This is a genomic window from [Clostridium] citroniae WAL-17108, assembly GCF_000233455.1.
Classification (GTDB): domain Bacteria; phylum Bacillota; class Clostridia; order Lachnospirales; family Lachnospiraceae; genus Enterocloster; species Enterocloster citroniae.
On record NZ_JH376420.1, the window covers coordinates 1,544,694 to 1,571,607 of the forward strand.

The 26,914-nt window shown below is 45.8% G+C and carries 20 protein-coding genes and 3 pseudogenes; 1 reads left to right on the top strand and 22 read right to left on the bottom strand.

Translation table 11 applies throughout. The features are described 5' to 3' along the window. Window positions 1–346: 346 nt before the first annotated feature. The 10 genes and pseudogenes from HMPREF9469_RS33750 to HMPREF9469_RS07000 all read right to left on the bottom strand — a co-directional run. Window positions 347–460, bottom strand: a pseudogene (locus HMPREF9469_RS33750) (SpoIVB peptidase S55 domain-containing protein); the annotation flags it as partial. A 31-nt stretch (window positions 461–491) separates the two neighbouring features. Further along, a complete protein-coding gene (locus tag HMPREF9469_RS06970) occupies window positions 492–1,937 on the bottom strand; it encodes an ATP-binding protein (RefSeq protein WP_007860425.1) in 1,446 nt (481 codons plus the stop codon). Between the two features lie 144 nt (window positions 1,938–2,081). Continuing rightward, window positions 2,082–4,283 carry a CRISPR-associated endonuclease Cas3'' gene (locus tag HMPREF9469_RS06975; RefSeq protein WP_007860427.1) on the bottom strand — a complete coding sequence of 734 codons (2,202 nt, stop codon included), beginning with the start codon at window positions 4,281–4,283 and terminating at the stop codon, window positions 2,082–2,084. Then, window positions 4,283–5,173, bottom strand: coding sequence for a type I CRISPR-associated protein Cas7 (locus tag HMPREF9469_RS06980; RefSeq protein WP_007860430.1), 891 nt, complete (start codon window positions 5,171–5,173; stop codon window positions 4,283–4,285). The genes HMPREF9469_RS06975 and HMPREF9469_RS06980 overlap by 1 nt, the downstream gene beginning before the upstream one ends. 24 nt (window positions 5,174–5,197) lie before the next feature. After that, a complete protein-coding gene (locus tag HMPREF9469_RS06985; protein WP_007860432.1) occupies window positions 5,198–7,339 on the bottom strand; it encodes a hypothetical protein in 2,142 nt (713 codons plus the stop codon). A gap of 3 nt (window positions 7,340–7,342) precedes the next feature. After that, window positions 7,343–8,005 (bottom strand): CRISPR-associated protein Cas5, encoded by a 663-nt coding sequence (gene cas5, locus HMPREF9469_RS06990; RefSeq protein WP_007860433.1) that lies wholly within the window; start codon window positions 8,003–8,005, stop codon window positions 7,343–7,345. Between the two features lie 559 nt (window positions 8,006–8,564). Beyond that, window positions 8,565–8,681, bottom strand: a pseudogene (locus HMPREF9469_RS33755) (SpoIVB peptidase S55 domain-containing protein); the annotation flags it as partial. A 205-nt stretch (window positions 8,682–8,886) separates the two neighbouring features. After that, complete coding sequence (locus HMPREF9469_RS32870; protein ID WP_330363655.1) at window positions 8,887–9,747, bottom strand: hypothetical protein; 861 nt, start codon at window positions 9,745–9,747, stop codon at window positions 8,887–8,889. Further along, window positions 9,648–11,132, bottom strand: coding sequence for a S8 family peptidase (locus HMPREF9469_RS06995; RefSeq protein WP_007860435.1), 1,485 nt, complete (start codon window positions 11,130–11,132; stop codon window positions 9,648–9,650). Before HMPREF9469_RS06995 ends, HMPREF9469_RS32870 begins: the two co-directional genes overlap by 100 nt. Further along, the gene (locus HMPREF9469_RS07000; RefSeq protein ID WP_007860436.1) at window positions 11,125–12,171 is read right to left on the bottom strand and encodes an ATP-binding protein; all 1,047 of its coding nucleotides are present in this window, start codon (window positions 12,169–12,171) and stop codon (window positions 11,125–11,127) included. Before HMPREF9469_RS07000 ends, HMPREF9469_RS06995 begins: the two co-directional genes overlap by 8 nt. A 313-nt stretch (window positions 12,172–12,484) precedes the next feature. On the opposite strand from HMPREF9469_RS07000, the gene HMPREF9469_RS07005 reads away from it, so the two are divergent. Further along, window positions 12,485–12,760, top strand: coding sequence for a DUF3892 domain-containing protein (locus tag HMPREF9469_RS07005; protein ID WP_007860437.1), 276 nt, complete (start codon window positions 12,485–12,487; stop codon window positions 12,758–12,760). A 239-nt stretch (window positions 12,761–12,999) separates the two neighbouring features. Here HMPREF9469_RS07005 and spoIVB read toward each other — a convergent pair whose 3' ends face one another. From spoIVB to HMPREF9469_RS07065, 12 genes and pseudogenes are all read right to left on the bottom strand, one after another. Then, entirely contained in the window at window positions 13,000–14,277 is a 1,278-nt protein-coding gene (gene spoIVB / locus HMPREF9469_RS07010; protein ID WP_007860438.1) for a SpoIVB peptidase, read from the bottom strand. A gap of 143 nt (window positions 14,278–14,420) precedes the next feature. Beyond that, the gene (gene recN, locus HMPREF9469_RS07015; RefSeq protein ID WP_007860439.1) at window positions 14,421–16,079 is read right to left on the bottom strand and encodes a DNA repair protein RecN; all 1,659 of its coding nucleotides are present in this window, start codon (window positions 16,077–16,079) and stop codon (window positions 14,421–14,423) included. Between the two features lie 84 nt (window positions 16,080–16,163). Next, window positions 16,164–16,616 (bottom strand): arginine repressor, encoded by a 453-nt coding sequence (gene argR, locus HMPREF9469_RS07020; RefSeq protein ID WP_007860440.1) that lies wholly within the window; start codon window positions 16,614–16,616, stop codon window positions 16,164–16,166. A 1-nt stretch (window position 16,617) separates the two neighbouring features. Then, entirely contained in the window at window positions 16,618–17,460 is an 843-nt protein-coding gene (locus HMPREF9469_RS07025) for an NAD(+)/NADH kinase (RefSeq protein ID WP_007860441.1), read from the bottom strand. Window positions 17,461–17,473: 13 nt separating this feature from the next. Then, the gene (locus HMPREF9469_RS07030; protein ID WP_007860442.1) at window positions 17,474–18,370 is read right to left on the bottom strand and encodes a TlyA family RNA methyltransferase; all 897 of its coding nucleotides are present in this window, start codon (window positions 18,368–18,370) and stop codon (window positions 17,474–17,476) included. A 10-nt stretch (window positions 18,371–18,380) separates the two neighbouring features. After that, window positions 18,381–20,255, bottom strand: a complete 1,875-nt coding sequence (gene dxs / locus HMPREF9469_RS07035) for a 1-deoxy-D-xylulose-5-phosphate synthase (protein WP_007860443.1) — start codon at window positions 20,253–20,255, stop codon at window positions 18,381–18,383. Between the two features lie 30 nt (window positions 20,256–20,285). Continuing rightward, window positions 20,286–21,197: a polyprenyl synthetase family protein gene (locus tag HMPREF9469_RS07040; protein ID WP_007860444.1), complete on the bottom strand. Its 912-nt coding sequence runs from the start codon at window positions 21,195–21,197 to the stop codon at window positions 20,286–20,288. Continuing rightward, a complete protein-coding gene (gene xseB, locus HMPREF9469_RS07045) occupies window positions 21,190–21,423 on the bottom strand; it encodes an exodeoxyribonuclease VII small subunit (RefSeq protein WP_007860446.1) in 234 nt (77 codons plus the stop codon). The genes HMPREF9469_RS07040 and xseB overlap by 8 nt, the downstream gene beginning before the upstream one ends. A 3-nt stretch (window positions 21,424–21,426) precedes the next feature. Next, window positions 21,427–22,698, bottom strand: coding sequence for an exodeoxyribonuclease VII large subunit (gene xseA / locus HMPREF9469_RS07050; protein ID WP_007860448.1), 1,272 nt, complete (start codon window positions 22,696–22,698; stop codon window positions 21,427–21,429). Window positions 22,699–22,713: 15 nt separating this feature from the next. After that, window positions 22,714–23,172, bottom strand: a pseudogene (gene nusB / locus HMPREF9469_RS07055) (transcription antitermination factor NusB); the annotation flags it as partial. A gap of 216 nt (window positions 23,173–23,388) precedes the next feature. Next, window positions 23,389–23,772, bottom strand: a complete 384-nt coding sequence (locus HMPREF9469_RS07060; protein ID WP_007860452.1) for an Asp23/Gls24 family envelope stress response protein — start codon at window positions 23,770–23,772, stop codon at window positions 23,389–23,391. Between the two features lie 92 nt (window positions 23,773–23,864). Continuing rightward, a complete protein-coding gene (locus HMPREF9469_RS07065) occupies window positions 23,865–26,912 on the bottom strand; it encodes an efflux RND transporter permease subunit (protein ID WP_007860454.1) in 3,048 nt (1,015 codons plus the stop codon). Window positions 26,913–26,914 lie beyond the last annotated feature (2 nt).

A 26,914-nucleotide genomic window follows, 5' to 3' on the forward strand; every position in this document is an offset into this window, starting at 1 on the left:
AAGACATATTCTATACAAATCATACAACTCTCTTAATCATTTTACAACCCATGATATCTAAATTATTCTCTTTTCTCAAATTTTTCTTAAAAACCAAGTGCGAATCTCCTATGCTTTTCATGTGCACTTGGCATTCGCACCAATATAGTAACTTACATTATCAAGTATTTATATACCAAAATTATGGTTCAAAATCTTGCTCCCCTTACATCTCTTCCTCTATCCGCTCACTACTTCGTCTAAGCACCAAAAATTTTTACTCCATAAGATAGAGTGGACAAAGGCTTATAAGAGCCAAGAACGCAGGATCACAGCACCTATATGCCCACTCTATCCTCCCTCACCCTCAATGCTCCAACATATTCTCAATCAAAATCCCATACCCCCGGCTGGCATCCTGCACAAACACATGGGTCACCGCCCCGGCCAGCTTCCCATCCTGTATGGTCGGGCTTCCGCTCACGAGTGAGTCAAGTAATGGACAACATTTTTTATCTGTTTTTATTTATGACATAATAACTTCCTTTTAATTTTCCCTTCTTTTTCAAAATCCTCTCATCAACCATGCCACTTAGCACTTTAAGTGCTCTGGAATCCTTCACATTCAGCAGCTGTTGAACTTCGCGATTCGTGATTTTTTCATTTTCCTCAAGGTATGTCAATATTTTTACCTGTGAGTCTGTAAGGTTTTCCGTATTTTTCCGTACTTTATCCGTACTTATCCGTACTTTATCCGTACTTTTTCCAACCCTGGTCTTATCCGGAAAACGGTATAGATTTATACGGAAACTACCGCCGATCTCTGTCAGTTCTGGTTCTCTAAGCCCTTCTTCCTTACATCGCCTGATAATTTTAGGAATTCCGCTTCCCCAATGTTCCATGATTTTCATATACGTAAACGCATAAACCAAAGCACGATTTCTTGGAATGGAAATACCCTGTTTTATATCTTCAATTTTGAGACTTCCAAAAAGCATTCCTGGTGAAGTCACCTCTACTCTGTCATCATATATTGCTAACTGAATACTCGATGGATGCAGATAACTTCGATGAACAACAGCATTACAAATCATTTCTCTTATGCAATCCGTTGGTAACTCATAAATATCCCGCCGATGTAACCCATCAATCTCCGCCCCCATATTAATATTTCGAAGAACATATTCATAAGCTTCATCCAATTGATTGACAATATCTCCTGCATACTCCTTTCTGTCAATGAATACATCGCGGTTTACACCTTTAAAAAGACCACATTGAATTGTTGCCTGTGGAAGAACATTATCTGTCATCAGAACAAATGCATTCGTAGGATAATATTTTCCATCCCTCTTAATTAGAAATCCCCAACTTATTAAATTCTGCTTTGTAAGCTGTTTTATCTGTGAGATTTCTTCTTTCGTAACACACTGTCTCATGGAATACCGGTACATTTTTTCGCATAGTTCATCAATCTGCTCATCTGAAACAGCTGCATTAGGAGCTGCATATGTCTGGTCAAAACACCGGTTAGAGCCTTCAAATTCCAGTTCTTTCAGTACAAACGGATCCGCTGGTCTTGTTGTTCCAGACACACGGATATAAGTACCATTCTCTTTGCCTTTCGCAGTGATATAATACGGACGCTGCCCTCCCGCCTGAATCGTTACTATAATAACAACCTTATCTTTTATTGAGGCCATCGATACAATGGGAGTAATCATAGGAGTACAGCTATCACAGATAGCAGTTGTTATACCATCCATAACCCGGAATACGGTTTCCTGAGCAATCCCGACTACTTCATGGGTTCGGTCTTCTATTCCGAACACGATTTTTCCTCCACTTCCATTGGCGAATGCTACAACCGTTTTCATATACTTTTCGCTTTTATCCGGAATGTCTCTTTTTAACTCTAAATACTGTGATTCACCGGACATAATTTCTTCTAGGATCATAATAAATCTTCTCCTGACTTGATGCACCTTATTCTACTTTCATACTTCATTTTTTAGTCGCGCTTATATAGTTTAGAACAATTTAATGAGTATGGATGTCTCCAAGTTATACTAATTTTTTGTCAATTTTTCCACTTGAGAATTCTAAAATTCTAAAAAACCATGTTCAAATTCCACTTGCCTTAATACACCAGCCATATATCCCAGAAAAGAGTCATATGAAAGTGTCCACTGATAGACATCCTCTGCAATCTGCTTCACTTGCCACCTCTTCAAATTCTTTCGGCGTATGGATACGGAATATTTCTGAACATCCTTCCAGTTCCCGTAACCCTGTTTAATCTGTTCTGCCACATCATCTTTAACAATCACCGGTGTGGCATCATTTTCAATCACATGGAAAACGTCATTCACCGTTTTAAAATTCTGAATTGCCTCGGCCTCTATCAGCGCATGCATTTCTTTTATTTCAATTTTTCCTCTTTGCAGTTCATCTCTGATTGATTTTGTACTCAGTTCCGGCGTAATTTCCATTCCGTTTCGTAAATATTCTTCCAGAATCCCTGCACTTATTTTCACTCTCGGATTCTGAGTCAGCATTGTATCATCCTGCATACTGAAACTCCACATCTTAGCATCTCCGTAAAATCCGTTTCGGTCAATTCTGCCCGCTGCCTGCAGCAGTGACAGAACAGAAGCCAGTTCTCTGAATCCAATTCGGAATGAAAAATCAACACCAGCTTCCACACATGATGTTGCAACTAAAACCCAGTTTGTATCCACCGGATTTTCCAAGCGTCTTTTAACCACCTTAATTGTTTCTGCACGGTCCTCCGGCATAAGCGCAGTGGAGAGGTGCTCCACACATTCTCTTCCATATTTTCTGCAAATGTCATCTGCAATCACAGCTGCACTTTGTACGGTATTCATAATTACAAGACGCGGACCCGGTTCTGCCATAACCCAGTCAGTCAATTCTGTCCGGCTAAGCGGACGCGGATTCCAACAAAATTGAATTCTGTTTTTCTCATAACCTAACAGTTCGTTGCGCAGGTTTGCGGGAACCATCTCCGGAACCTGCTTTTTCTCCATTCCAACCAATTCCGGAATCTGCCAAAAACGGACCAGTGAGCCTGACGATAAAATCCAATAACAGCTCCACTCCTTTTCCAATACTTTCATCCAATGCCACGCAAGCGGAAGCAGTTTCAGCGGCAGAGCGGCATGGGCCTCATCCATAAAAATAATACTGCCCGGCAATTCATGCAAGCGGCGGAGTGTTCCCGGACGGTTTGAGGCTAGCGTTTCAAAAAATGCAACCGCCGTAGTGACTATAATTGGCGCTCTCCACAGGGATGTCAGATAACGCGTATCCTCATCTTCAAAATCCGCCCTGCAATGCAATTCTGCTACGACCGTCTCCGGGTTTTCTCCTGGCAATGTCAGAGCTTTTCGGTAAACTTCCACTGACTGTGTGATAATATTTGTGTATGGAAGCACCACAAAAATGCGCCTGGCTCCCTTTAAGATCGCCTGATTCAACTGATACGCCATCACCGCTGTGGTTTTTCCCGAACCGACCGGACCGTCATTAGAAACAATCCCCTCTTTCTGCTGGCCGTCCCGGCACTTTTCATACATCTGTGTACGTAATTCATTTCGTCTATTCGGGCTGTCCGCTCCCAGACTTGCCACGTAACGGTTTAGCGCCTCCAGGCGAAGTTCCGGCTGAAGTTTTGGCATCGTATCCCGTTTAGGATACTGTCCATAAACAGTTGCTGTATCCGAATGGTCCGCATCCACCAGACATGAAAACACCATTCGGAAGAACATAGACATGTCACCTTCACAATACTCCGGATTATGTCCGGTGCTTTCCGGAATCAGCTGCCTGTGGAGCTGAAGCAGCTGCTCCAGCTCCCGGTCAAAACAGGCTCTTACCGATTCACGTGTATCCCGATAGCATACCGTCTCTCCCCTGTTCATTTCCACTATAAAGTCAGGCAGCCCTTGATGATGCGCATACACCAATGCAAGTGAACATAGTGCTTCCTGCCCTTTCTGTTTAAGAAATGCCGCACCGGCATCCATATGGTTCACAGGTAGATGTCCTGATTTTACACCTTCCTTATGCAATACCTTCTGATTCTCCTCATCCAACTTTCCCAAATCGTGGTATGGTGCTGCCAGGCACAAGATATTCTCAATCTGTTCTGCATCCTTCCTACAATACGCCTTCATCTCTCTCGCAAATATCAGGGACCATCTCGTTGTATTATACACATGATTTGAATAGGGTTGAGAAGGGTATCCGCTTTTTGCACTGTGAGCAAGATAAGTTTCCATCACAGACACACCAAGTCAACAATACCAGCAACCTTATGAAGCAGTTCTTCCGGCAACTCTGTCTTGTCCTTGTAATCATGCCAGCTCTCCGATGGTTCCGATCCATTACCTATACGTTCCGGTGTCAATGCATCCAGTAGCATATAATCCGGACAGCTTCCCAACAGATTCTTATGCTCAATATACCAGGCATGACGCAGGCGGACGTCCGGCCGAATTGCAGAGCGGTTCATATCATATGCCTGTGGAATCAGGAGTTTGAGCAACTCGATATCATCTGCCGTGCATCCGCTCTTTCTAGCATAATTGGGATTGACGAAAAATGGCATACAATAAACACCGTGTTCAACCACCCGGAAAGCCAGCGGAGCCATACCTGCATTTTTTCCTTCCTGCACTCCTGCCTTGTTTGTATTCGTCTGGCGGATAATGTTAACTGGAGAAATTGAAATACCAACACCGAACTGTACAACACCAGTCTTAATATACCCTTTATTTCCATCCTTCTCCAGAAATGTGTTTCCAAATACTCTGGCATCCCAATATTTTCTGACAAACTCGCTTTTCAAGAACGCTTCCTGATCGAAATCAGCCAGTTTTCCGCCGGATGTCATTTCCTTCGTAATTGCATTACGATCCCGTCCTCGGTGCTCCAGAATTCGGTAATGATCCTTGTTTAATTTAAATTTTTCCGGTAAGCTTTCAAAAAAAGGAGAGGCCGAATCATCCAGCAAATCTCTCACCTTGCGTTTGAAAGATACCGGAGAGATCTCTCCTAAACCATTGGGTCTTTGACGTGGGTCAGCCTCCCTATCCGGGTCCCCATTTGGATTTGAGTTTACCACTTCAATCACCAGTAATCCTGTTGCTCGTCTCATCTCATCAGCCATTTTTATTTCCTCCACCGTTATTTTTTATTGCTTCTGAAAACCATCACCTATTTCATTTTGCGCAACGCAGATCTGTTCACTGCTCTTCTGTCCTCCCGTTTCTTCTTTAGCGGGAAAAGCTGCCAGATACCCGATAAAATACTGTGCCTTTTCCTCCTCATTAAATCGTTTCTGATCCCCCCATGCCTCATAAAGCTGCGCCGCAATACGTTCGTATAGAGAAAGATACCAACTTGCACGCCAACTCTCCTGCCCCTCTTTCTGTATATCTTTCACACGGTATCTCTTTGCCCATGCGATATAAGGATTCATCCGCTGCCCCAGCACTGCCAGTGTCTTATAAGGTTGTTCCGCCCCTGAGACGTACAATCCGCTGCCTGCCAGTGTATTTGGAACATCGTTATCACGCATGACCTTACAATAAATTTCATGCAGCGCATCTGATACCTTTAGCAGCTGCCCAAATAAATATGGAAATTCCTTCATATACTTCTCCTTCCTGATTTCAAGCTGATACAAAAGCAGTCCTATCAGTGCCAACGTATTCCGAGTTTGGCGCAGCAGTATAACCTGCGAACCATCATAGCCGTTTCTGGCAAATCCCGCTTTTCCAAGATACGGCGCAAGGTTCATCACATTGTTCATCAGAATATTCAGATCCCTGCGTACCTCCGGAAACTCAACCCCAAACAACAGCTGCATTCCATAATAGCGCGGAATCGGTTTGAATTTATCCGCAGAAGATTTCCCGTCCTGTCTCCATATGATGTTTAGAACATCGGATACCTCTAATGGGAACAATGTAGCAGGCTGTCCAAATAAAAATGCCGGAAGATTCTGACAGCCCAATGACCATCGCTCGCTGCTATATTCGATTTCAGCCGGTGTTGTATTATAGGTATAGACCACCTTTGTCCTGGCTTTATCAAGCTTTCGCAGTACAAAATACTGAATACGCTCCGACATTGGGTCTGTATCCACTTGTTTTGTTTTCTGCAGTTCACTTATAAATACCTTTGCAGCAGATTCAAATTCTGCCTTTTTCCTGATTTTATCCCTCGCCTCACTCTCTATCCGATCTTCTTCCGTGCTCTGCCGTCTACAAAAACCAACCATGCTGTACATGTTTTTTCTTAAGGTTTCCGGATAAGCGAAAAGAGCTTCATCCTTATCTGTGCTGATCCATGTGATTCCCTTGTGTTCCGCAGCGCTTATCCACGCCAGCGCTGACTGCAGCTTAAAGCGCATTTCTTTGGCAATCGGATAGGTTGCATTTTCAATTCTCCCGTAACGGCTTTGACATGGCTGTCCGCGAAACATGGTTCTAAGAGAAACTTCAAAACCGGCTGCAAGTTTTACTGTCGGCATCGGTTCCTCCAGAGGCGCAAAAACATGTCCAAATGCATCGGTTTCTTTCTCTACAACTCCTGTCCTCGCCGCTGTATCAGCTTCTATCAGCTTTTGATTCAGCATACTTGTAAAAACAGCCGTAGTCACCGACAAACCGACCTCAATCAACGATCTGCAATCCAGTACCACGGATAAAGTTCCGTAATCTTCCTCCACACTTTTTCCTATTTTCCCTGGATAAAACAAAATCTGGAGCGCTAACGCAATCCCCCTCTTTTGCTCCAACATGGAAAAGGCTGCATGCTCAAGCTCCCTATGTAAATTCTCTGCCTCAGCAAAAGCTTCCGCCTCCCCGGTTAACTTCTGTAATGGATGAAAAGCAATTCCGTTTTTTTGAAACAACTCGGTCATTTCACGCGGCACATCCTGCATACTGATGCGATACTTGTTGCTGAATTTCCTCCCCCAGTTATTTTCTCTGCAAATATGCCGGATTTCTTCGATATTGAAATCGGTAGTTTTACCCTCAATCAAATCGGAAATCGTCCTCTTTTCTATTTCATCCGTCAGACGGTAAAGGGGTGCCAGATTCAGAGCTGGAAAAGTCCCCTGATTGGACCCATATTTTCTAATTTCTGAAGCCTGCTCCCTCTCAATGCTTTCAACTTTATAAAGCCGTCCTTTGTCAAAAATAATATGTATACAAGGCGTCTTCTTCGTGACCTTAGGAATCAGTTTATACTTCGGATGCGTATGTTCCGTTGCAATGTCCGCCTGGTCAAGTGCCACTGTCAACCGGTATAGTTCATTAATCATCGATTACTGCTCCTCTCTCGGAAAGTTTAATCTCCCCTCATGGATTCTAAGACTCTGGCTGTAGACAGCACGAAAAGCTGATTTGTAACCGTCTGGGAAGACTTCTCTCAACATGGAAGGAATTGTGATATCCGATAAATCTCTGCATACCTCTGTCTGCGAACGAAACGGTCCGAAATAAAGTGGTGTAAACTCTCTCCAGCCCAATACCGGTATGGAAAATGACTGCCCGCGTTTCAGACGCCGATTAAATATATCCTGATAAGCGTGACCGGGTGATGTTGTTTTTCTGTCCCATTCTAATGCCTTCTCCGGCAGATTCTCCTTACGGCAGTTTGGTATTGCATCTGCATAAAGGCGATAGCAGACATCCATCAAAACCGTTGCATATAGCTGATAATTATTGCCTTTCTGAATCGATTTACCCGCGCGCAGAGGTCCGCCATAGTTGGTCACATAAGAATGATACTGAATCGGCGCACAAATCTCTACCGCAGTTGGAACAATCCTGATATCAGGTCCCCACAAAATTGATTCAAAAATCCCCCTGACAGCGGAAGGCGTTGGAGCCACATAGCTTACAGGCGCATCGCCCGAGTCCGGTCTTGACCAGAGTGCAGTTGCACCTGCAATCTCCATTGTAATTGGGTATCTGTAGTGTTTCACTTTTAATCCTCCTCCCTATATCTTCATTAGATTATTAGTTTTATTATATCTCATTACAATTAATATAACAAGCATAAATTCTTTTTGTTAAAAATTATTTTAGGTTTTACATTTCATATTTTATATGGTAAATTTATAAAGATCTTTTGATGTCGCATCAATTGTGGATTGAAATATTAGATTATTTGTTTTTCAGAAAAAGGCTGTCGCTTTAATGACTTAAAAGTCAACAATCGACAGCCCTTTTTCTAAATTCACACCACCAGACACAAGTCCCTCCCAATTGTATTATTTACAACCAACAAACATACAATGGCTATAACACATAAATAAAAGTGTCCCATTCCCACATCCAGACTACTGCTGGCGGCTTCCTGCACATACCATCTGTAAGAAGGGTGCGATGCAAGTTTGTTTAAGTGAGTGTCCTTTTTGTTAGTGTCCTATGCGGTATCCTCGCGTCCCACTACTCCGTCCGGGCGGCATAGCATACTCCAGAAAAGGCCGAAACTGTGATCTAGCTCCCATTTCGGCCTTTTCTTCCATCTGTTACCGTTCCTCAATGCTCCAACATATTCTCAATCAAAATCCCATACCCCCGGCTGGCATCCTGCACAAACACATGGGTCACCGCCCCGGCCAGCTTCCCATCCTGTATGATCGGGCTTCCGCTCACGAGTGAGTCAAGTAATGGACAACATTTTTTATTTTCTTAATCACTTTCTTGGCCATTTCTTGTTCACTATGTTCAAGAAACTGACGAATAATACCTTTGATTTCTATTTCTTGATTGTTCAGGAATTGTCATGTCTAGTAGTCTTTCTTTATTAGGTTCATGTAAGACCATTTTAAGTTAGACTGCTCTTGTTCTAGATCATCTTCTATTCAAATTCAATTTCCTCTTCTGCTTTCACATAAACATCAATTTGATTCTGAACGTCTATTCTATTTACGAGCCAGCCTCTCACCATACAAAGTTTTATAAACTCATCAATACGATTTACACCATTCATTTCTTTTAACGTTACAACTACACCAAATTGTAAGCCTCTTCCTGCTTTAGGTGCAAGCCGTTCCTTTGTTTTAATACTTAGACCCCATATTCCCGCAGCATAAGCTTTCCGCGGTCTTGCATTCTCTTTGACTGCTTCGCTAATATGTTTTACATTATCCCATTTACGATACAGCTTACGTGCATCTTCTTCGTAGATGTTTTGAATTCCTTCATCTGCCTGTTTATTGTAATCTATGGCTTTAATCACAGCTTTTCCATCTTTTTCTATGACTCTCCCAAAGTGTAAGTCCATTTCAGTACTTGTATAATCAACCCCTTGATTTCTGTCACTAGTCGGAAAATATGCCAGTGTTGCCTTTGCAAAAAAGGGATGAGCATGCATATCTTGTGGAACCGGAATATTGTAAGTATATGTTTCATATTCATCGATAGTTCCATTCATAATAAATCTGATTTCATCGTCTTTGGAGTGTGTAATATCCTCAATTCGTTTAGGCACAACACCATATCCCATAGCAAAATATTTATTATCCTGGCGGTTCCAGCCAGCAGCAGAATCAATTATTAACGCCTTTGCTACTTCTCTGCTTAATCCTACAATATGAATAAGATAGGCCATTTTCCTTGTTATCCATGGGGCTGCAAATGATGTTCCGCACACTGCAGCCATCCCCAATGGTTCACATACTGTAATCTTCTCCTCCCTATCTCCTCCATAGTAACAAATATCCGGTTTATAAAAAAAGAAAGTACAGGACCAACCCTCGTATATGAAGCAGGTTTTCCTTGAAAATTCACGGCATTTACTATCAATGAATTAAGTGAATCTGCTGGCGCTCCTATTTTTACTGAACCCGTCATTTTTCTAGTTTTATTTGTCCCTGCAACAATAAATATCACATCGTATTCACATTGAATTCTATCTAATTCTGCTGCTTCTGGTGAAATAAAATTAGGGTCTATTTCCATTGCTGATCCTAACGAAAGATTCCACACTTTAATATCTCTGTTACTTACAACAATATCTCTGATTAATTTAAGAATTGTAAATGAACTGAATCCCCCTGCTGTTGCCACCCCAAAATGCCTTACTCTAAAATGTCCACAATTATCTTCCAATTTAGGATTAAAAGTAGGACCATCGACAATTATTGATGTAACTGCGGTTCCATGAAATTTATCTTCCGAACTAATTGGGATATTAGGATCAACCTTATTTTCAAAATGAACCCACTTATGAAAGTAAACTCTTTCATCAAACTGAGTATCAATAACACCAACGATGGGTTCGTTTTTAGGTTCTTGAATAGATATCATATTTTCTAATCTATTTTCTTCAATATCATCGTCTAATACAATCTCTGCTAAATCTTTTACATGCATGGCAATTAAATATGGAGCATTGTTCTGCAGAATTTCGATTTCTCCTCGATCTAGTCTCAAAGTTGTCTCATCGATCATTTTAGCCTTTATCATATCTATGCCAAACTTACTTAACAGTTCTATTGTATCTACTCCTGTTTTATATATTGTAACAATTGATCTATCTTTAATTCTCTCATCCGCACGATCTAATCTAAAATTTTCCACATAGTTTGCATCAACTACTACTCGTAAAAAGGAAGATTTAGCCATTATACTAGCATTGTATTTACCACTATTTATTATAACTGTATCTTTATCTGTAATTTCCCCATTATAGTATTTTTTTAAAACCAATTCACATTTTTCTAAGTAATCTATTGTTTTTCGAAGAGCTTCAAACGAAATAAAATAAGTAAATACATGTTTTTTTACTTTTTCATTCTTCTCATTATTTTCATCTATAAATTTAGCTCCCCTAATTGACATATTGGGATGTGCATTCTTTTCCCCAAGTAATATTTGTAATCTATTACTTTTTGCGACAATACATTTGTAATGAACGCTTATTAATACTCCACCTATCGTCTGCTCATTTTGCCAATAGCTATCTAATTTTTTTAGTTGTTGCTTCATATTTCCGACATGCTCTGCCGTGACCTTTGAACCTTTCGGAAGATTTGTCGGTCCGAAACCACTCACATTTTTCCTTTGCTGAAACTGCCCTCTAAGTTGTAATATATTATTCATCAATACCCTCCTTAAGCTCTCTGGCCACAGTGCTCTTGGAAATTTTAGACAGGATTTCAATTTCTCTAATTGTAAATTTCTGAGACTGTAATTCTTTTAAATCCTGAGGTTGCTTATTGTTAATTGCATAATATAATCGTCTAAAATAATCCATCCCATCATCCGGGTCACTAAATGCAACGGCTGTCTTTATTAAATTTTTCAAATCTCCCGGATATGGAATAGGTTCCAACAAACCTATAATTTTGCGAAATAAACGAATATCCTTATTTGCTAATTTAAATTTTGACAAAAACTTATTCAAAAATTCTTCTGCAATTGATATTAAATCCTCTTTCGTATATCGATTAAAGTCTATCACAGCATCAAATCTTCTCACTAAAGCTTTATCAAAATGTTCATATAAGTTGGTCGTCGCTACTAACACAACCCTTTCATCCATGTAATCCATCCCTTTAAGCATAGCTGATGTTGCCCTTCCCATCTCGCGTAAATCATTGACATTCGTTCTATCAAGAGCTATTGCATCTATCTCATCAAATAATATTATAACCTTTTCCGGATGGACAAAATTGTTGATTTCTTTAAAAAGTAAAGCTATGTTTTTTTGTGTCTGTCCTAATTTACTATCAATTACCGCAGCAAAATTCACCATATAAATATCCCTATCTAAAATACGTGATAATTGCTTAACCGCTTCTGTTTTTCCTGTTCCCGGTGCCCCCTGAAATAGAAATTTATTAATTCCAGCTTTATGTGCAACTGCGTGTACGATTCCAAGAATGTCCTGCGTAACTGAATCTGGCAGCCATAAACTATCTCCTGATGATTCAAGTTTATCAAATATCGCAGATTGATTCTCACTCATTTGAGGCATAAACGTATTTGTATCAGACATTAAGGCCATCACATATTCTGCTAATTGATGATCACCTGATTCATCAAAATCTTTTGCGATTTCATATGCTTCGCTCCTAAAGCCAGCATCATTTTCCTCTGAATAATATTTTATCAAATTGATAATGTTTTTCTTTTTCATATGCCCCACTCCTATCTTTTTCTTAATTATAATACCTAGGGACAAAAAAGTCAATATTGGGACAAATTAATTATTGACTTTACTTTTCACTAATGATATAGTTAGTGTACAACATAAACAAGCGAAAATTCCAATAAAAAAGAAACCAGCATCTAAGCGAATAGAATACTGGCTTCTGTGTACAAATGTACTTTCCCAAAGTGAGTTTAACACAGAACATTTTCCCAGGCAACCCAAAACATTCGTTCGTCTATGATTTCTTTCCTTATTGTTTACATATAAAACCATATTATTATTTGAAAGGAAATCAAAAATGAAAGCAACAAAAATTAAAATGAAAGCAGGTTGTACAAATTCCAATAATGTAACTGAAATATCCGAGATTTACCTAAAAGGATGTACTAATCCAGGATACTTTACCAAAGAATGCTTGTATGATTACTTAAAAAAGAATCCTGGTTCCATTCAAGTAAACATCTATCCATACCCAAACTTAATTCCCGCTCTTAGTAGTAAACAGGAAAAATACGTCCGCTCCGAACCAAATGATACACCGAACGATAATCTTTTAAAATTACCAAGAGTCTAAATAACAATAACGCCAACCACGTAGATGTAAGATGCCATCTACGTGGTTTTTCAATAACTCTGTAAATTTTGTGTATAGAGATGCAATCCTGATGTCTCGTCACTCCGTCCAGGCAACAACTACTCGCACGCTTCAGGTATCATCGGCCTAGCAACTTTCGTTACATGGAAATTTCCAGAATCGGTAAATCTCATGAGCAAGCCCCCAACGCCTTTCTTTTCACTCTATCCTGCCCACCCTCAATGCTCCAACATATTCTCAATCAAAATCCCATACCCCCGGCTCGCATCCTGCACAAACACATGGGTCACCGCCCCGGCCAGCTTCCCATCCTGTATGATCGGGCTTCCGCTCATTCCCTGCACGATCCCCCCGGTCAGATCCAAGAGCCTCTGATCCGTTACCTTAATAACCATACTTTTATTCTTATGGCTGGCATTGTAATCTACCTTCTGTATCTCTATCTCATAATCCTCAAGCTGGCCTGAGACGTCACTTCTGATATATGCGATCCCGGGTTTTACGTCCTGGCGGCAGGCAATCTCCATGGGTTCGCCTGTGAGCTGCTTTTTGTACTGCTGGTTCACGGTTCCAAAAATCCCTTCATTTGTATTTAAGGTTATATCTCCCATGTGAGACTGGGGACCGTAGTAGATCACACCGGACAAAAGGCCCGGTTTCCCAATAGTACCCTTTTCTATCCCCATGATCTCCGTTGAGTAAAGAGCTCCCTGAGACGTCTCTACCAGATCACCTGTATCGCTGTCGCTGATCCCATGCCCCAGTGCCCCGAAATTTCCATTCATGTCCACATAAGTAATGGTTCCGATCCCCTGCGTATCGTCCCTGACCCATGCTCCCAGTTTGTAGTGGCCGTCCGAACTCTCCACCGGCTTTACACTCACATCCACCGGCTCTCCCTCTCTCCGGATAGACACAACTGAATCCTGTCCTCCCGACTCGTTAACAGCATTGATGAGATCCTCTTTTGTCTTCATTGGTTTTCCGTTAAATGCTTCTATATAATCCCCTGATTTTAAAACCCCGTAGGCAGGCTCCACTTCCATTCCGTCCGTTCCGGTGATACGCCCCGTTCCGATCACCATGACACCGTCTGATTTCAGATAGATCCCTATGGGCTTTCCACATGGTATGGCATACCTTGTATCCACCACATCCACCTGAATATCCTTCAGCTTAATAACTCCAAACAGCTTCAGGCCCACCTGGTAGCTTCCCTGCTCCTGGGCAAACATGGAGAAGTGCTGCTTGCCGCTGATCGTAATCTGGTCCGCCGGGATATTACTCTCATTTCCCAGGGACACTTCCTTACTATCGCTTGATATTGTTGCTTTTAAAGGCAGACCAAAGGAAAATTCCTCCTCCTGGTTTTGAATGATGCTCACCCGGTCCGGCACCGCCTGGTCCATGTAATACCACGTGTATCCCGTAACAGCTACAACGGAAAGCCAGAAAACACGCCCCAGCCACCGGTAAAATTTTGATTTTCCTGTCATCGCCCTGCCTCCTTATATAGTCTTGTATTAGATTTCGGCAAAGGCATGTTCTGTCTTTTAAAGCTGTTTTCGGTCAAAAAAAGAAAGACGCATGCTCACTGCCTCTTTCTTAGTATTATCCGTACCGCGGATTTCAATCTGTTTTATTTTGTTCTGTCTGCCAATTCCTTCATCTCCAACGCATTTTTGCGCACTGTTTCCGTAATCCGTGCGCCGCCTAAGAGTCTGGCAAGTTCCTCCACCGATGCTTTCCGGTCCAAAAGCCGTATGGTTGTGAGAGTGCTTCCATCTTTGGCAGATTTTGATATCTCAAAATGAGCGTCTGCCATGGCTGCGATCTGGGGAAGATGGGTGATACAGATGACCTGGTGGTTCCCTGCAATATAGGAAAGCTTCTCAGATACCTTCTGTGCCGTCCTTCCACTGATACCAGTATCGATCTCATCAAAGATCAGGGTTGGAATATCATCTGAATCAGCAAGCACGGTCTTGATCGCCAGCATGATCCTGGACAGTTCTCCGCCGGAAGCCACGTCTTTTAGCGGCCGCATAGGCTGCCCGGGATTGGTGGAAATGATAAACTGCGCCTCATCCCATCCAGAAGGGCCGAAATGCTCCATCTGCCGGAACTCCATATCAAAATCCACATCCAGAAAATTCAGGTCAACCAGTCCCTGTTTGATTTTTTTTACAAGATCCCTGGATGCCTTTTTACGTATCTCAGTTAATTGTGCACAGAATCCCTCCAGATGATTCACACACATTTCAAGCTCTTTCCTGGTCTGTTCCCTGTGAAAGTCATAATCCTCCAGTTCATCCAGACGCTTCCTTTTTTCTTCCAATTTTTTATGGATCAGAGGCACCGTTGCGCCATATTTTGCCTGAAGGTTGTGTATCAGGTCCAGACGCTCCTCTGTCTGGCAGAAGGTTTCCTCGTCAAATTCCATGGAATCCATGTAGGAAGATATCTCCCGTTTGGCGTCCTCCAAAATGGAATCCGCATCATAGAGCTGGTCCCGTATCCCTCCCAGCGCTCCATCATACTCTGCCACCCGCTCAACCTCCCTCAGGGCACGTGAAATCCATTCCCCCTCCACTGCCTCATAGGCTGCGCCCAGGCTCTCGGCTATTTTCTGGGAGTGGGCAAACCTGCGGTAGACCGCGGTCAACGCTTCCTCCTCATCTTCCTTTAAGGCGGCATCCGCAATCTCCTGTATCTCAAAACGCAGGAAATCAGTCTCCCTGATACGGCTTTCGCTGTCCATGTCAAATCCCTCCAACCGCTCCTTCAGGGTGCGGTAGGTCTGGTATTCCCTGTATATATTCTGTTTTACCGGCTGGGAATTGGCCTTTATATAGGCATCCAGGATTTCAAGATGTTTGGATTTGTACAAAAGTGACTGATGCTCATGCTGGCCATGGATATCCAGCAGCAGGCCTGTGATCTGGCGCAGTCTGGCCGTGGTAACTGTCTCGTCATTGATACGGCTCACACTCCTGGAAGCCATGATCTTGCGCGAGACAATTACAAGCCCATCTTCTGTGGGTTCTACCTCCAGCGCTTTTAGGGCTTCTGTTTTTTCCTGTCCTGAAACGGAAAACACAAGTTCAATATAGGCATAATCCGCTCCATGGCGTATGCTTTCCCGGGAAGCCTTGCCCCCCAGCGCCATGGTCACGGAACCGATGATAATGGATTTACCGGCTCCTGTCTCTCCGGTGAGTATGTTGAGCCCTTCGCCGAACTCCACGTCCGCCTTCTCGATCAGGGCCAGGTTTTTTACATGCAGCTCCAGTAACATAATGCACCTCTTTCATTGACGCTAAAACGTATCTGAACACCGGTTAACGCTAAAGCATGTCCCCTGCACCCCCTGGGACATGTCTTAATCCTCCACCATCTTCTTGATCTTCTCCATCACAATAATCGTATCATCCACGCTGCGGATGGCGCACATAATGGTGTCATCCCCTGCAATGCATCCCACTATCTCAGTAAACTGAATGGCATCCAGGGCAGCTGCCACCGCCATGGCCATGCCTGAAACAGTTTTGATCACCAGGATATTCTGCGCCATGTCCATGGACATGAAACCGTCCTTTAATATCCGGATAAACTTGATAGCCGAGGTACCCCTGGGGCTTTCCAGGACCATGTACCGCTGCCTGCCGTTTTCGGACTGCATCTTGGTCAGCTTCAGCTCCCGGATGTCCCGGGAAACAGTTGCCTGAGTCACATTAAAGCCTGACTCATTCAGTTTTTCAGCCAACTCCTCCTGAGTCTCTATGTCATATTTACCGATTAATTCTACGATTTTACTGTGCCTCTCTACTTTCATGTCATATTCTCCCCAAATGATTGCTGAGATTTTGCATAAATGATACCTGTTTTAATTTCACCATAACCGTCTCCAGATGGGAACACTCAATACAAATGCTGTCCCCTGCGGACAGCTCCATGGAACTGTCCCCGTCAAAGGACACCACCTGGCCGCTGTTTAACAGCCTGATCTCTATCCTGTCCTCGGGCGCCAGAACAATGCTCCTGGCATTAAGTGAATGGGAACAGATGGGCGTCAGCACCATCATCCGGGCCGAGGGGGCAATGACCGGGCCTCCCGCGGAGAGATTGTATGCCGTGGAACCCGTGGGTGTTGCCACCAACACCCCGTCCGCCGCGTATTCATTGAGATATTCGTCATTGACGTAAACGGAATAACGCAGGACCTTCAGAGGATCCTGCCTGGTAACTGCAATCTCATTCAGCGCAATGTCCGACAATACAGGCTCCTTATCGTGAAATGCCGTTCCCTGTATCATCATCCGTTTTTCCAGCTGATAACGGTCCTCCAAAAGCGCATCCATAACAGGGGCAATATCTTCCTGCCTGCTGATCTGGTTCAGGTAACCCAAATGGCCACGGTTGACGCCAACCATAGGGATCCCCCTTCCGGCCAGATCCCTGGCTGCCTGGATCAAGGTCCCATCCCCGCCGATGGTGATAACACACTCCGTATTCTCCGGTACCATCCCGGAATTTGTATGGGTGCTCTCCCTGTCCCGCAAAGATGCGCTGTTCAACCTGCACACAGCGCCCTTTGCTTCAAGGTATGTTTTGATAAACACCTGAGCGTCTTTTACATATTCCTTGCTCAGATTGGCAATAATATAGAAATATTTCATTGTTAGGCTCCTGTTATTTATCCAGTGAAGTGTGTGCTTCCTCCACAACCATCTTGGGATCCACCGGCACGTGACTGTAGATTACGGTTTCCTCATCTGCAACTGCATCATGGTCCCCGGCATGATACCCATCATGATTCCCATCATGATTCCCATCATGATCCCCAATCTGGTTTCCTCCATGGTTCTGAAGATAAAGAAGGTACTCAATATTTCCTTCCGGTCCCTTAATAGGGGAATATTCCAGGTTCAGCACCTCAAACCCTATGCTGAGCGCATACTGGATCACCATCCGGATCACTTCCAGGTGCACACTCTTTTCCCTGACAACCCCTTTCTTGCCCACCTTTTCACGTCCCGCCTCAAACTGCGGCTTGATCAGGCACACAATCTGTCCATCCTCTGTAAGCAGCGCCTTCACCGGTCCCAGAACCTTGGTAAGGGAGATAAAGGACACGTCAATACTTGCAAACCGGATCCTGTCCCCAATATCCTCCGGGGTCACGTAGCGAATATTTGTTTTTTCCATACACACCACACGGTCATCATTCCGCAGTTTCCATGCCAGCTGTCCGTGCCCCACGTCCACGCTGTACACCTTCACCGCCCCGTTCTGGAGCATACAGTCTGTAAATCCTCCTGTGGAAGCCCCCACATCCATGCAGACCTTTCCCTCAAGCTCCACACCAAAATGACTCATGGCTTTTTCCAGCTTCAGGCCTCCGCGGCTCACATACTTAAGAGTGCTTCCCCTGACTTCGATCTGAGCCGTATCGTCAAAGGAGGTTCCCGCCTTATCCTCCTTTTGTCCATTTACATAGACAATTCCTGACATGATCAGGGCCTTGGCCTTTTCTCTGGACTCAGCCAGACTTCTCTGCACCATAAGCACATCCAAACGCTCTTTCATCTTTTCCTCCCTAGTTCAGCCCATTCATCCATCCTCCGGCCTTCATGGTCCTTATGATGGAATCACTGTCTATTCCAAGTCCTTCCCTCAATATGGAAACATTACCATGTTCCACATAATCATCAGGCAGGGCCACATTTAACACCTTGATATGTGGGTAATTCTGATGGATATACGCAGTCACCGCCAGCCCATATCCTCCCTGAAGGACATTCTCCTCCAATGTTACGATCAGGCCGTGATTCTCGGCCAGACGATCTATCAATTCTATGTCAATGGGCTTTACAAAGCGGCCATTGGCAAGGGAACATGCATAGCCTTCCTTTTTCAGCTTCTCCCTCACATGCTCTCCTGTGCTCACCATACTGCCCACTGCCAGCAGCGCAATATCCTTTTCCTCGTAAAGCATCTCGCCTTTTCCGTAGGCCACCGGCTGCCTGAAATCCCTCAGTCCCCGGTATGCTTCTCCCCTTGGATAGCGCACGGCCAGGGGACGGTCATACTCCATGGCAAATTCCAGCATGGCCCTCAGCTCCCACATGTTTTTGGGAGCCATGACGCTCATGTTGGGGATGGACGTAAGAAAGGAATAATCAAATATTCCCTGATGGGTTTCCCCATCGCTGCCCACAAGGCCTGCCCGGTCCACCGCAAACAGTACGGGAAGGTTCTGGATGCATACATCATGAAGGATCTGGTCATATGCCCTCTGCAAAAAGGAGGAATAGACCGCAACCACCGGTTTTAATCCGGCTGCCGCCATGCCTGCCGCAGAGGTCACCGCATGCGCCTCCGCAATACCCACGTCAAAGAAACGGTGGGGATACTTTTTTCCAAAGGCAGTCAGCCCCGTACCATCGGGCATGGCTGCGGTCACAGCCACCAGATTGGGATACTGCTCCCCCAGCTGACAGATCTTCCTGGAAAATACATCCGTATAAGATGGATTCTTCTGCTCCGACAACGGCTTGCCCGTGTCCACGTCAAACGGACCTACCCCGTGGAAGTGGGAAGGATTCTTCTCAGCCGGCCTGTAGCCTTTTCCTTTTTTTGTGATCACATGGACCAGGACAGCGTGGTCCAACTTCTGTGCTTCCCTTAGCACTTTGCACAGGGCGGGGATATTATGTCCGTCCACCGGCCCCAGATAGGTAATGCCCATATTTTCAAAAAGCATGCCTGGTATGAACAGCTGTTTGATGCTGTTCTTGGTGCGCTTGATCTTATCTATCATCACAGATCCCACCACCGGTATCCGGTCCAGGGCATCTGCCACATTCTTCTTCAGGTCATTGTAACCGCTGCCTGTGCGCAGGCCATTTAAGTAGCGGGACATGCCCCCTACATTTTCCGAAATAGACATATTGTTGTCGTTCAGCACAATAATGAAATTCCGCTTCATTCTGGCGGCATTATTAAGGGCCTCGTAGGCCATGCCGCCTGTCAGGGCCCCGTCTCCGATCACTGATACCACCTTGTAATCCAGTCCCTTCAGATCACGGCCAAGAGCGATCCCAAGGCCTGCTGAGATGGAAGTGGAACTGTGCCCTGTGTCAAAGGAATCATAGGGACTCTCCTTGCGCTTTGGAAATCCGCTGAGTCCTCCGTATTGGCGCAGCTCATCAAACTCAGCCATACGCCCGGTCAGGATCTTGTGGGTATAAGACTGGTGCCCTACATCCCATATCACCTTATCCTCCGGGAGGTTGAATGTGAGATGCAGGGCAATGGTCAGCTCCACCACACCCAGGTTGGAGGCCAGATGGCCGCCGGTATGGCTGATCTTTTCGATCAGGAATTCACGGATCTCCTGGGACAGTTTTTTTAATTCCTCGGGGGGAAGAGACTTTAACTCCTCCGGCCCCTTAATATGCTCCAATATCATATTGATGTTTCTCCAAATGGTTATACCGGCTTATTTCTGCCTGTGGATCAGCAGATGGATCAACTGTTCCAGGAAATCATTGTTCCCGGGCAGTTTATTCAGTTCCTCTATGGCTTCAGCAGATATCTTCTCCACATCCTGCTTTGCCTTTTCCAGACCTTCCAGTGTCACGTAGGTGGTCTTTTTATTCTTTTCATCGCTGTTTACCGGCTTGCCGATGATCTCTTCGCTGCCGGTCACATCCAGGATATCATCCTGGATCTGGAATGCCATACCGATCTTGGACGCCAGGGATTCCACGATCTTGCAGTCCTCATCCGCAGCCCCGCCCAGCACGGCGCCGATGAGCATGGACGCCTCAATCAGGGCGCCTGTCTTCAAATGATAGATAAAATCCAGCTTGTCCGCCGGAATCGGTCCGCCTGCCAGTTCAACATCCACCGTCTGGCCGCCGATCATACCATACACCCCGGTCTTTCGTGCAAGGATCCCTATGGCCTTTCCAATCCTGGAGAGTTCATCCGGATCCACACTGGTCTCAAATGCGCAGGAGGCCGTTTCAAATGCATACATCATAAGCGCATCTCCTGCCAGAACGCCGATATCCTCCCCGAATTCAGCCCATGTGCTGGCCTTACCCCTGCGCATCATATCATCATCCATACAGGGAAGGTCATCATGCACAAGTGAGGAGGTGTGGATCATCTCAACCGCTGCCATGAATGGTATCACAGATTCCAGAAGGCAGCCTGTAAACAGGCGGCACATCTCCTGCATCAGCATGGGGCGCAGGCGCTTGCCGCCGGCCCTTATACTGTAATTCATAGCTTCCAGGATGGTCTTCTGATGGCCGGTTTCTTCCGGAAGATAGGTTTCAATTAACTTTTCGATCTCTGCTGTACGTTCGTTCAGTTCCTTCTTAAATGTTTCCTTATCACTCATTTTCATCACCCTCGCTCAATATCTGAATTTTCTTTTCTACTTTATCTATCTGGCTGTTCAGAGACTTCACCAGCTTCATACCTGCCTCATAACAGGCAAATGATTCTTCCAGCGTACTGTCCCCTGCCTCCAGCTTTTTTATGATCTCCTCCAGCTGTACAAAGTTTTCCTCAATGCCAGCCTGCTGCTCTTCCTTTTCCTGTGTGTCTGCTTTCCTGCGCGGCATGCCTTATCCCTCACTTTCAAACACGTGTTCAACCTGGGCCTCGATCCGGCCGTCCCTCACGCTGATTCCTATTATGTCCCCGGGCTTTGTCTGGGCAATGGTCCTGACGGCATTTCCCCGTGTATCCGTCACAAACCCATATCCGGCGCTGAGCTTCTTAAGAGGGGACAGTGCCTCCAAACGCCCGGCGCCAAGGGCCAGGCGGTGCTTTCCTGCTTTCAGGCTTCCCTCTATTAAAAAACTCAAACGCTTTTCAATGTCTGTCAGGCGCCTTTTGTCTGACCCAAGCCGTTCCTTCATGATCCGCTCCATCTGGCTCTCAATATCAGCCAGCCTCTGTCTGCGGTCCACCAACTGCCGCTCTGGACTGTGAAGCGTCAGCCGCATCTTTCCCTGTTCCAGGCGGAACGCAAGCTTCTCAACCTTCCGCTCCATGGAACGGTTTAAGACCTGGCTGTACAGCTTTACCTGTTCTTCAAACTGGCTGAGGTCAAACACAGCCAGCTCTGCTGCCGCGGACGGAGTCGGCGCCCTCAGGTCGGCCACGTAATCCGCAATGGTCACATCGGTTTCATGGCCAACGGCTGAGATGATGGGAGTGGTACTGTTAAATATGGCTCTGGCCACCATCTCCTCATTAAATGCCCAAAGATCCTCAATGGAGCCTCCGCCCCGGCCCACAATGATCACATCAAGTCCCATGCGGTCCAGGGTTTCGATCCCTTTTACAATGCTGAACTTTGCCCTCTCTCCCTGGACCAGGGCAGGGTACAGGATCAGCTGCACATAGGGATTCCTTCTGGCGGAAATATTCATGATATCCCGGATGGCAGCCCCGGTACTGGCCGTGACGACCCCTACCTTTAATGCATATTTGGGTATGGGCTGCTTATAACAGCCGTCAAACATGCCCATGTCCTCCAATTCATTGCGCAGCTTCTCAAAACGGGCAAACAGATCGCCTCGGCCTTCCCTGGTTATCTCCTTTGCATAGAGCTGGTACCTGCCGTCCCGCTCATACACGTCCACATTACCGGTGACAGTAACTTCCTGGCCTTCCTCCAGTTCAAAGGTCAGCCCCTTTCTCTGCCCTGCAAACATGACGGCGGCAATCTGTGAGCCGCCGTCCTTCAGGGTGAAATATATATGACCGGATGTGTGATATTTACAATTAGAGACCTCGCCCTTGATAGAAATACGGTTCAGTGCGAAGTCCTGTGTAAACATGTTCCTTATATATGCTGTTACCTGTGTTACGGTATAAACGCTTGCCATGTGTTATGCCTGCTCTTTGCTTTCCTTACCTATGAATCTTGCAAGGATCCCATTGACAAATGCCGGTGAATCGTTGCCGCCAAACTTCTTGGCCAGCTCCACGGCCTCGTTGATGGACACCTTTTCCGGAATGGTATCATCATACGCCATCTCAAAGAGCGCCAGACGCAGAATCGTAAGTTCCACCTTACCCATGCGCTTTGTCTTCCATCCGGCCGCCACCTCGTTCAGCTTTGCATCAATCTCAGGAATCTTATCTATTATGTTTGCTGTTCTTGCCTGAAGATATTCACTGTCCTCGGTTTTTAATTCTACTTTATGCAATACCTGAAGAACACCCTCTGTGTCTACGTCTTCTTCTTCCGGCGACTGGAAATACTGATCCAGCTGGGCGATGGCCTCTTCCTGGGTGGGATAGAAGTCTGCCGAGAACAACATTTTAAAGCAGTGCTCCCGCAATTCTCTTCTGGTCATTTTCTCTTCTTGTACGTAAAAGCCGATCCATGTAATGTTCACATCCTCAGCCTTTGGTACATTTTCCTTTCTTCAATGTTGGTTGGTTCTCCCCCTGAAAAAGGAAGTTCCATTGTAGACATTATAGCAAAACCACTGCATAAAAACAATAAAAAATGTATAAAACACTCCCTGAACAACGCTCCAGGGAGTGTCTTATCCATCTTATATACGCTGCTACTTGCCTTCGTCCATGTTGACACCGGCAATCTTTATGTTCACATCCAGCACGGTCAGCCCTGTCATATTCTCGATGGCTGCGCTCACCTTGTCCTGTACCTGCTCGCTTACGGCCGGTATATTATACCCATACCGGATGTTCAGGGAAAGATCCACGGACACATGCTCCTCCGTCACATCCACCTTCACTCCCTTGCTCAGGTTCTTCATTCCCAGCTTGCCTACCAGTTCGTTGGTAATGTTGCCCGCCATGGAGTCCACACCCTCCACCTCAGTGGCAGCCAGTCCGGCTATGATCGCCACCACCTCATCCGCTATCTGTACTTCGCCGATCTTATCTTTCTCGTATAATTTATGGGTACTGCGATTTTCCTCTGCCATCACAATTTGCCTCCTGTTATGACTTGTAAACTATTATTTTACTATTATAACAAAAAGGGCGAAATATGTATAGGTTAATTTTTCCGACAGTTTTAGTCTGAAATATTCTCCTCATCAAGTCCCAGGCTCTTTCGGCCCAGGTTGTAAACCAGTTTATAGTAAGTGGGAAGCATGATCAGGGTCAGTGCCGTGGCCGCGATCAGACCGCCCACATTTACAAGGGCCAGCCCCTGCATCATGGCTCCCGCCTTTCCGTAAGCCAGCGCATTGGGCACCATGGATATGACCGTGGTCAGGGTGGTCATGAAAATGGGTCTCATACGGATGGCGCCTGCTTCCACCAGCGCCTGGTCCAGAGGCATTTCCGCCAGCAGCTGGTTCACGGTTTCCACATAGAGGATCCCGTTATTGACCACGGTTCCTATGAGCATCAGAAATCCCAGCATGGAAACCATACTGATGGGACTGTCCGCCGCGAACAAGAGCCCAAATGAACCGATCAGGCTGAAGGGAATGGTGGTCATGACCATCAGGGAAAACTTGGGTGATTCAAACTGGATCGCCATGACAATAAATATCAGGAACACGCCGGTTCCCAGCGCACCTCCCAGCGCGCCCAGCTCTTCTCCCATCATTTCATCCATGGAATTGGCAGCCGGCTCCACCTCCGCCGGAAGTTCCCATGAATCCACAAACTTTTTTACATTTTTTTCAGCCGTCTTTTTATAGTCTGCCTGTGGTTCCATGGTGATGGCTACCTGGTACTGCTTATCCTTCCGTTCAATCTGCTGGGGACTGTCCTCATAATAAATATCCCCCAGGTCTTCCAGAGGAAGAGTTGTACCCGTGGCCGTGGTGATCATCATTCCCTGAAGTTTATCAATGGTATCGTACCGGTCCGGCGCATACTCCACCCGGATATCCACGTCCTCACCATTGATGCGCACGGTGGAAACATCCATTCCGCTCAGGCTGCTGTATATGACCGAGCCGATGCCCGCAGGTGTCAGCCCCTCGGCCTGTGCCTTCACAGGATCGATCTTTACCTTGATGACCGGAGCCGCGTTTTCAATGGAGGAGTGGACCTGCATCACATCCTCCCTCTCCCGAAGGGCGTCAGCCAGCTCATCTGCCGCCATTTTCAGCGCGTCATAGTCCGTGCTCTGCAGGTCGATCTCGATCTGGTCGCTGCTGCTCATGGCTGAGGAGCTGGTGGTGCTTCCCTGCTCCATCGTAATGGAGACATCCTTATACCGTTCCGTCTCCCGCCTCCATTGGTCGATCACTTCATCGGTGGACAGTTTGCGGTCATCCTTCAGATATGCGTTCAGGGTAGCGCCACCCCCGCCCGTACTCAGCCCGCTGGAGCCATATGTTAAAAGGTAATGGTCCACGGACTCGTCATTTATGATCATGTCCTCCACCTGTGCCAGAGTCTCATTGACCGATTCAATGGACAGTCCGGGTTTTGTCTTGACAGTCACCTGTACGATCCCCTCATCCACGGATGACATGAGATCCACATTCAGCCTGGAGGCTAAAAGAAAGGCCGCTGCCAGCAGCAGGACACTGGTACCCATGATCAGCCTGGTCCTGGGTATGATGGAGGGCATGTTTTTGCGGTACCATGCCTGTAGGGATTTCATCAGGCGGTTTACCGGGGCATTTTCTTTTTCCATGGGATGCCACTGGTAATAACACAAAGGCACAATGCTCACTGCCGAGAACAGGGAGGCGATCATACAGAAGACAATGGTATACCCCAGCTGCTTAAACAGCTGTCCCGACATTCCGCTCAGCATTGCCAGGGGAAGGAACACCACGCAGGTGGTGATCGTGCCGCCTGTAATGGAGCCGATCATGGTACGGCTGCCCTCAATGGCCGCGTCATAAAAATTATGTTTTTCCTTTGCCCTGAAACAGCCGTCCAGCACATTGATGGAATTATCCACCATCATGCCCACGCCCAGAACCAGGGATGTGAGGGAAATAACGTTTAAGGAAAATCCCATGGCGCTCATGGAGATCAGAGCCAGCATAATGGAAATGGGAATGGAGGTTCCAACGATCACAGATGCCCGCAGGTCGCCGTAGAACAGCCACAGAACGATCATGGAAAGGATCACCGCCATGATCATGGTTTGAAATACGTTTGAAATGGATTCCGTGATCATCTCGCTGGAATCATTTACAACTGTGATCCGGATTCCCGGGTTGACGGCCTCAATCTCCTGGATCTCCTTCATAACGTCCCTGGATACATCAATAGCCGTGGAACTTTGCTGTTTTTTTATGCCCAAGGAAATGATATCACTTCCATTGTAGCGGCCAATGGAATCCGCATCCTCCAGGGCATCATACACCTCTGCAATATCGGACAGATGGATGACATCCCCGTTTGCCAGTGGAATAGCCACGGACTTCAGGCTTTCCGCATTGTCATAGTCATTGCCCACACTGACATCCAGGTTCTGTTTTCCGACCTTTACCTCACCTGCCGGAATGGTAAAATCCGCTGCTCCCACGATCTGGCCCACTGCAGACATGGTGAGATGATACTGCTCCAGTTTTTCCGGTATCAATTCCACCCTGATATAGCTTTTCTGGCCGCCGGACAGGGACACCTCGCCCACGGACCCCAGTTTTTCAAACAGTGGGACCACATTGTTGTCCACATATGTATAAAGGTTTCCGTCCACCTGCCCGCTGACCGCCAGGGTCACCACCGGCTGGGCGTTCAGGTCCAGTTCCATAATGGTGGGTTCATTGGCATCATCCGGCAGATCGCTGCGGATGCCGTCCATGGCCTTTTTCAGATTGATATAGGCTGTATCAATATTGGTTCCGTATTCATACTGGACCATGATCACCGATACATTTTCCTGGGAGTAGGACTGTATTGTGTCCACACCGTCCAGGGATGTGATGGCATCCTCCTGCTTCATGGTGATCAGTTCATTGATATCATCCGGGCTTGCCCCTGCATACACGGTACTGATGACCAGCATGGGCAGCTCCATCTCCGGGGTCAGCTCAACCTTGGTTCCTAAAAGGGACTGGATCCCGAAAAAGAAAATAGTGATAAGGCACAGGATAATGGTAGTGGGCCTTTTTACTGCGAATTTAGTGATATTAACCATCC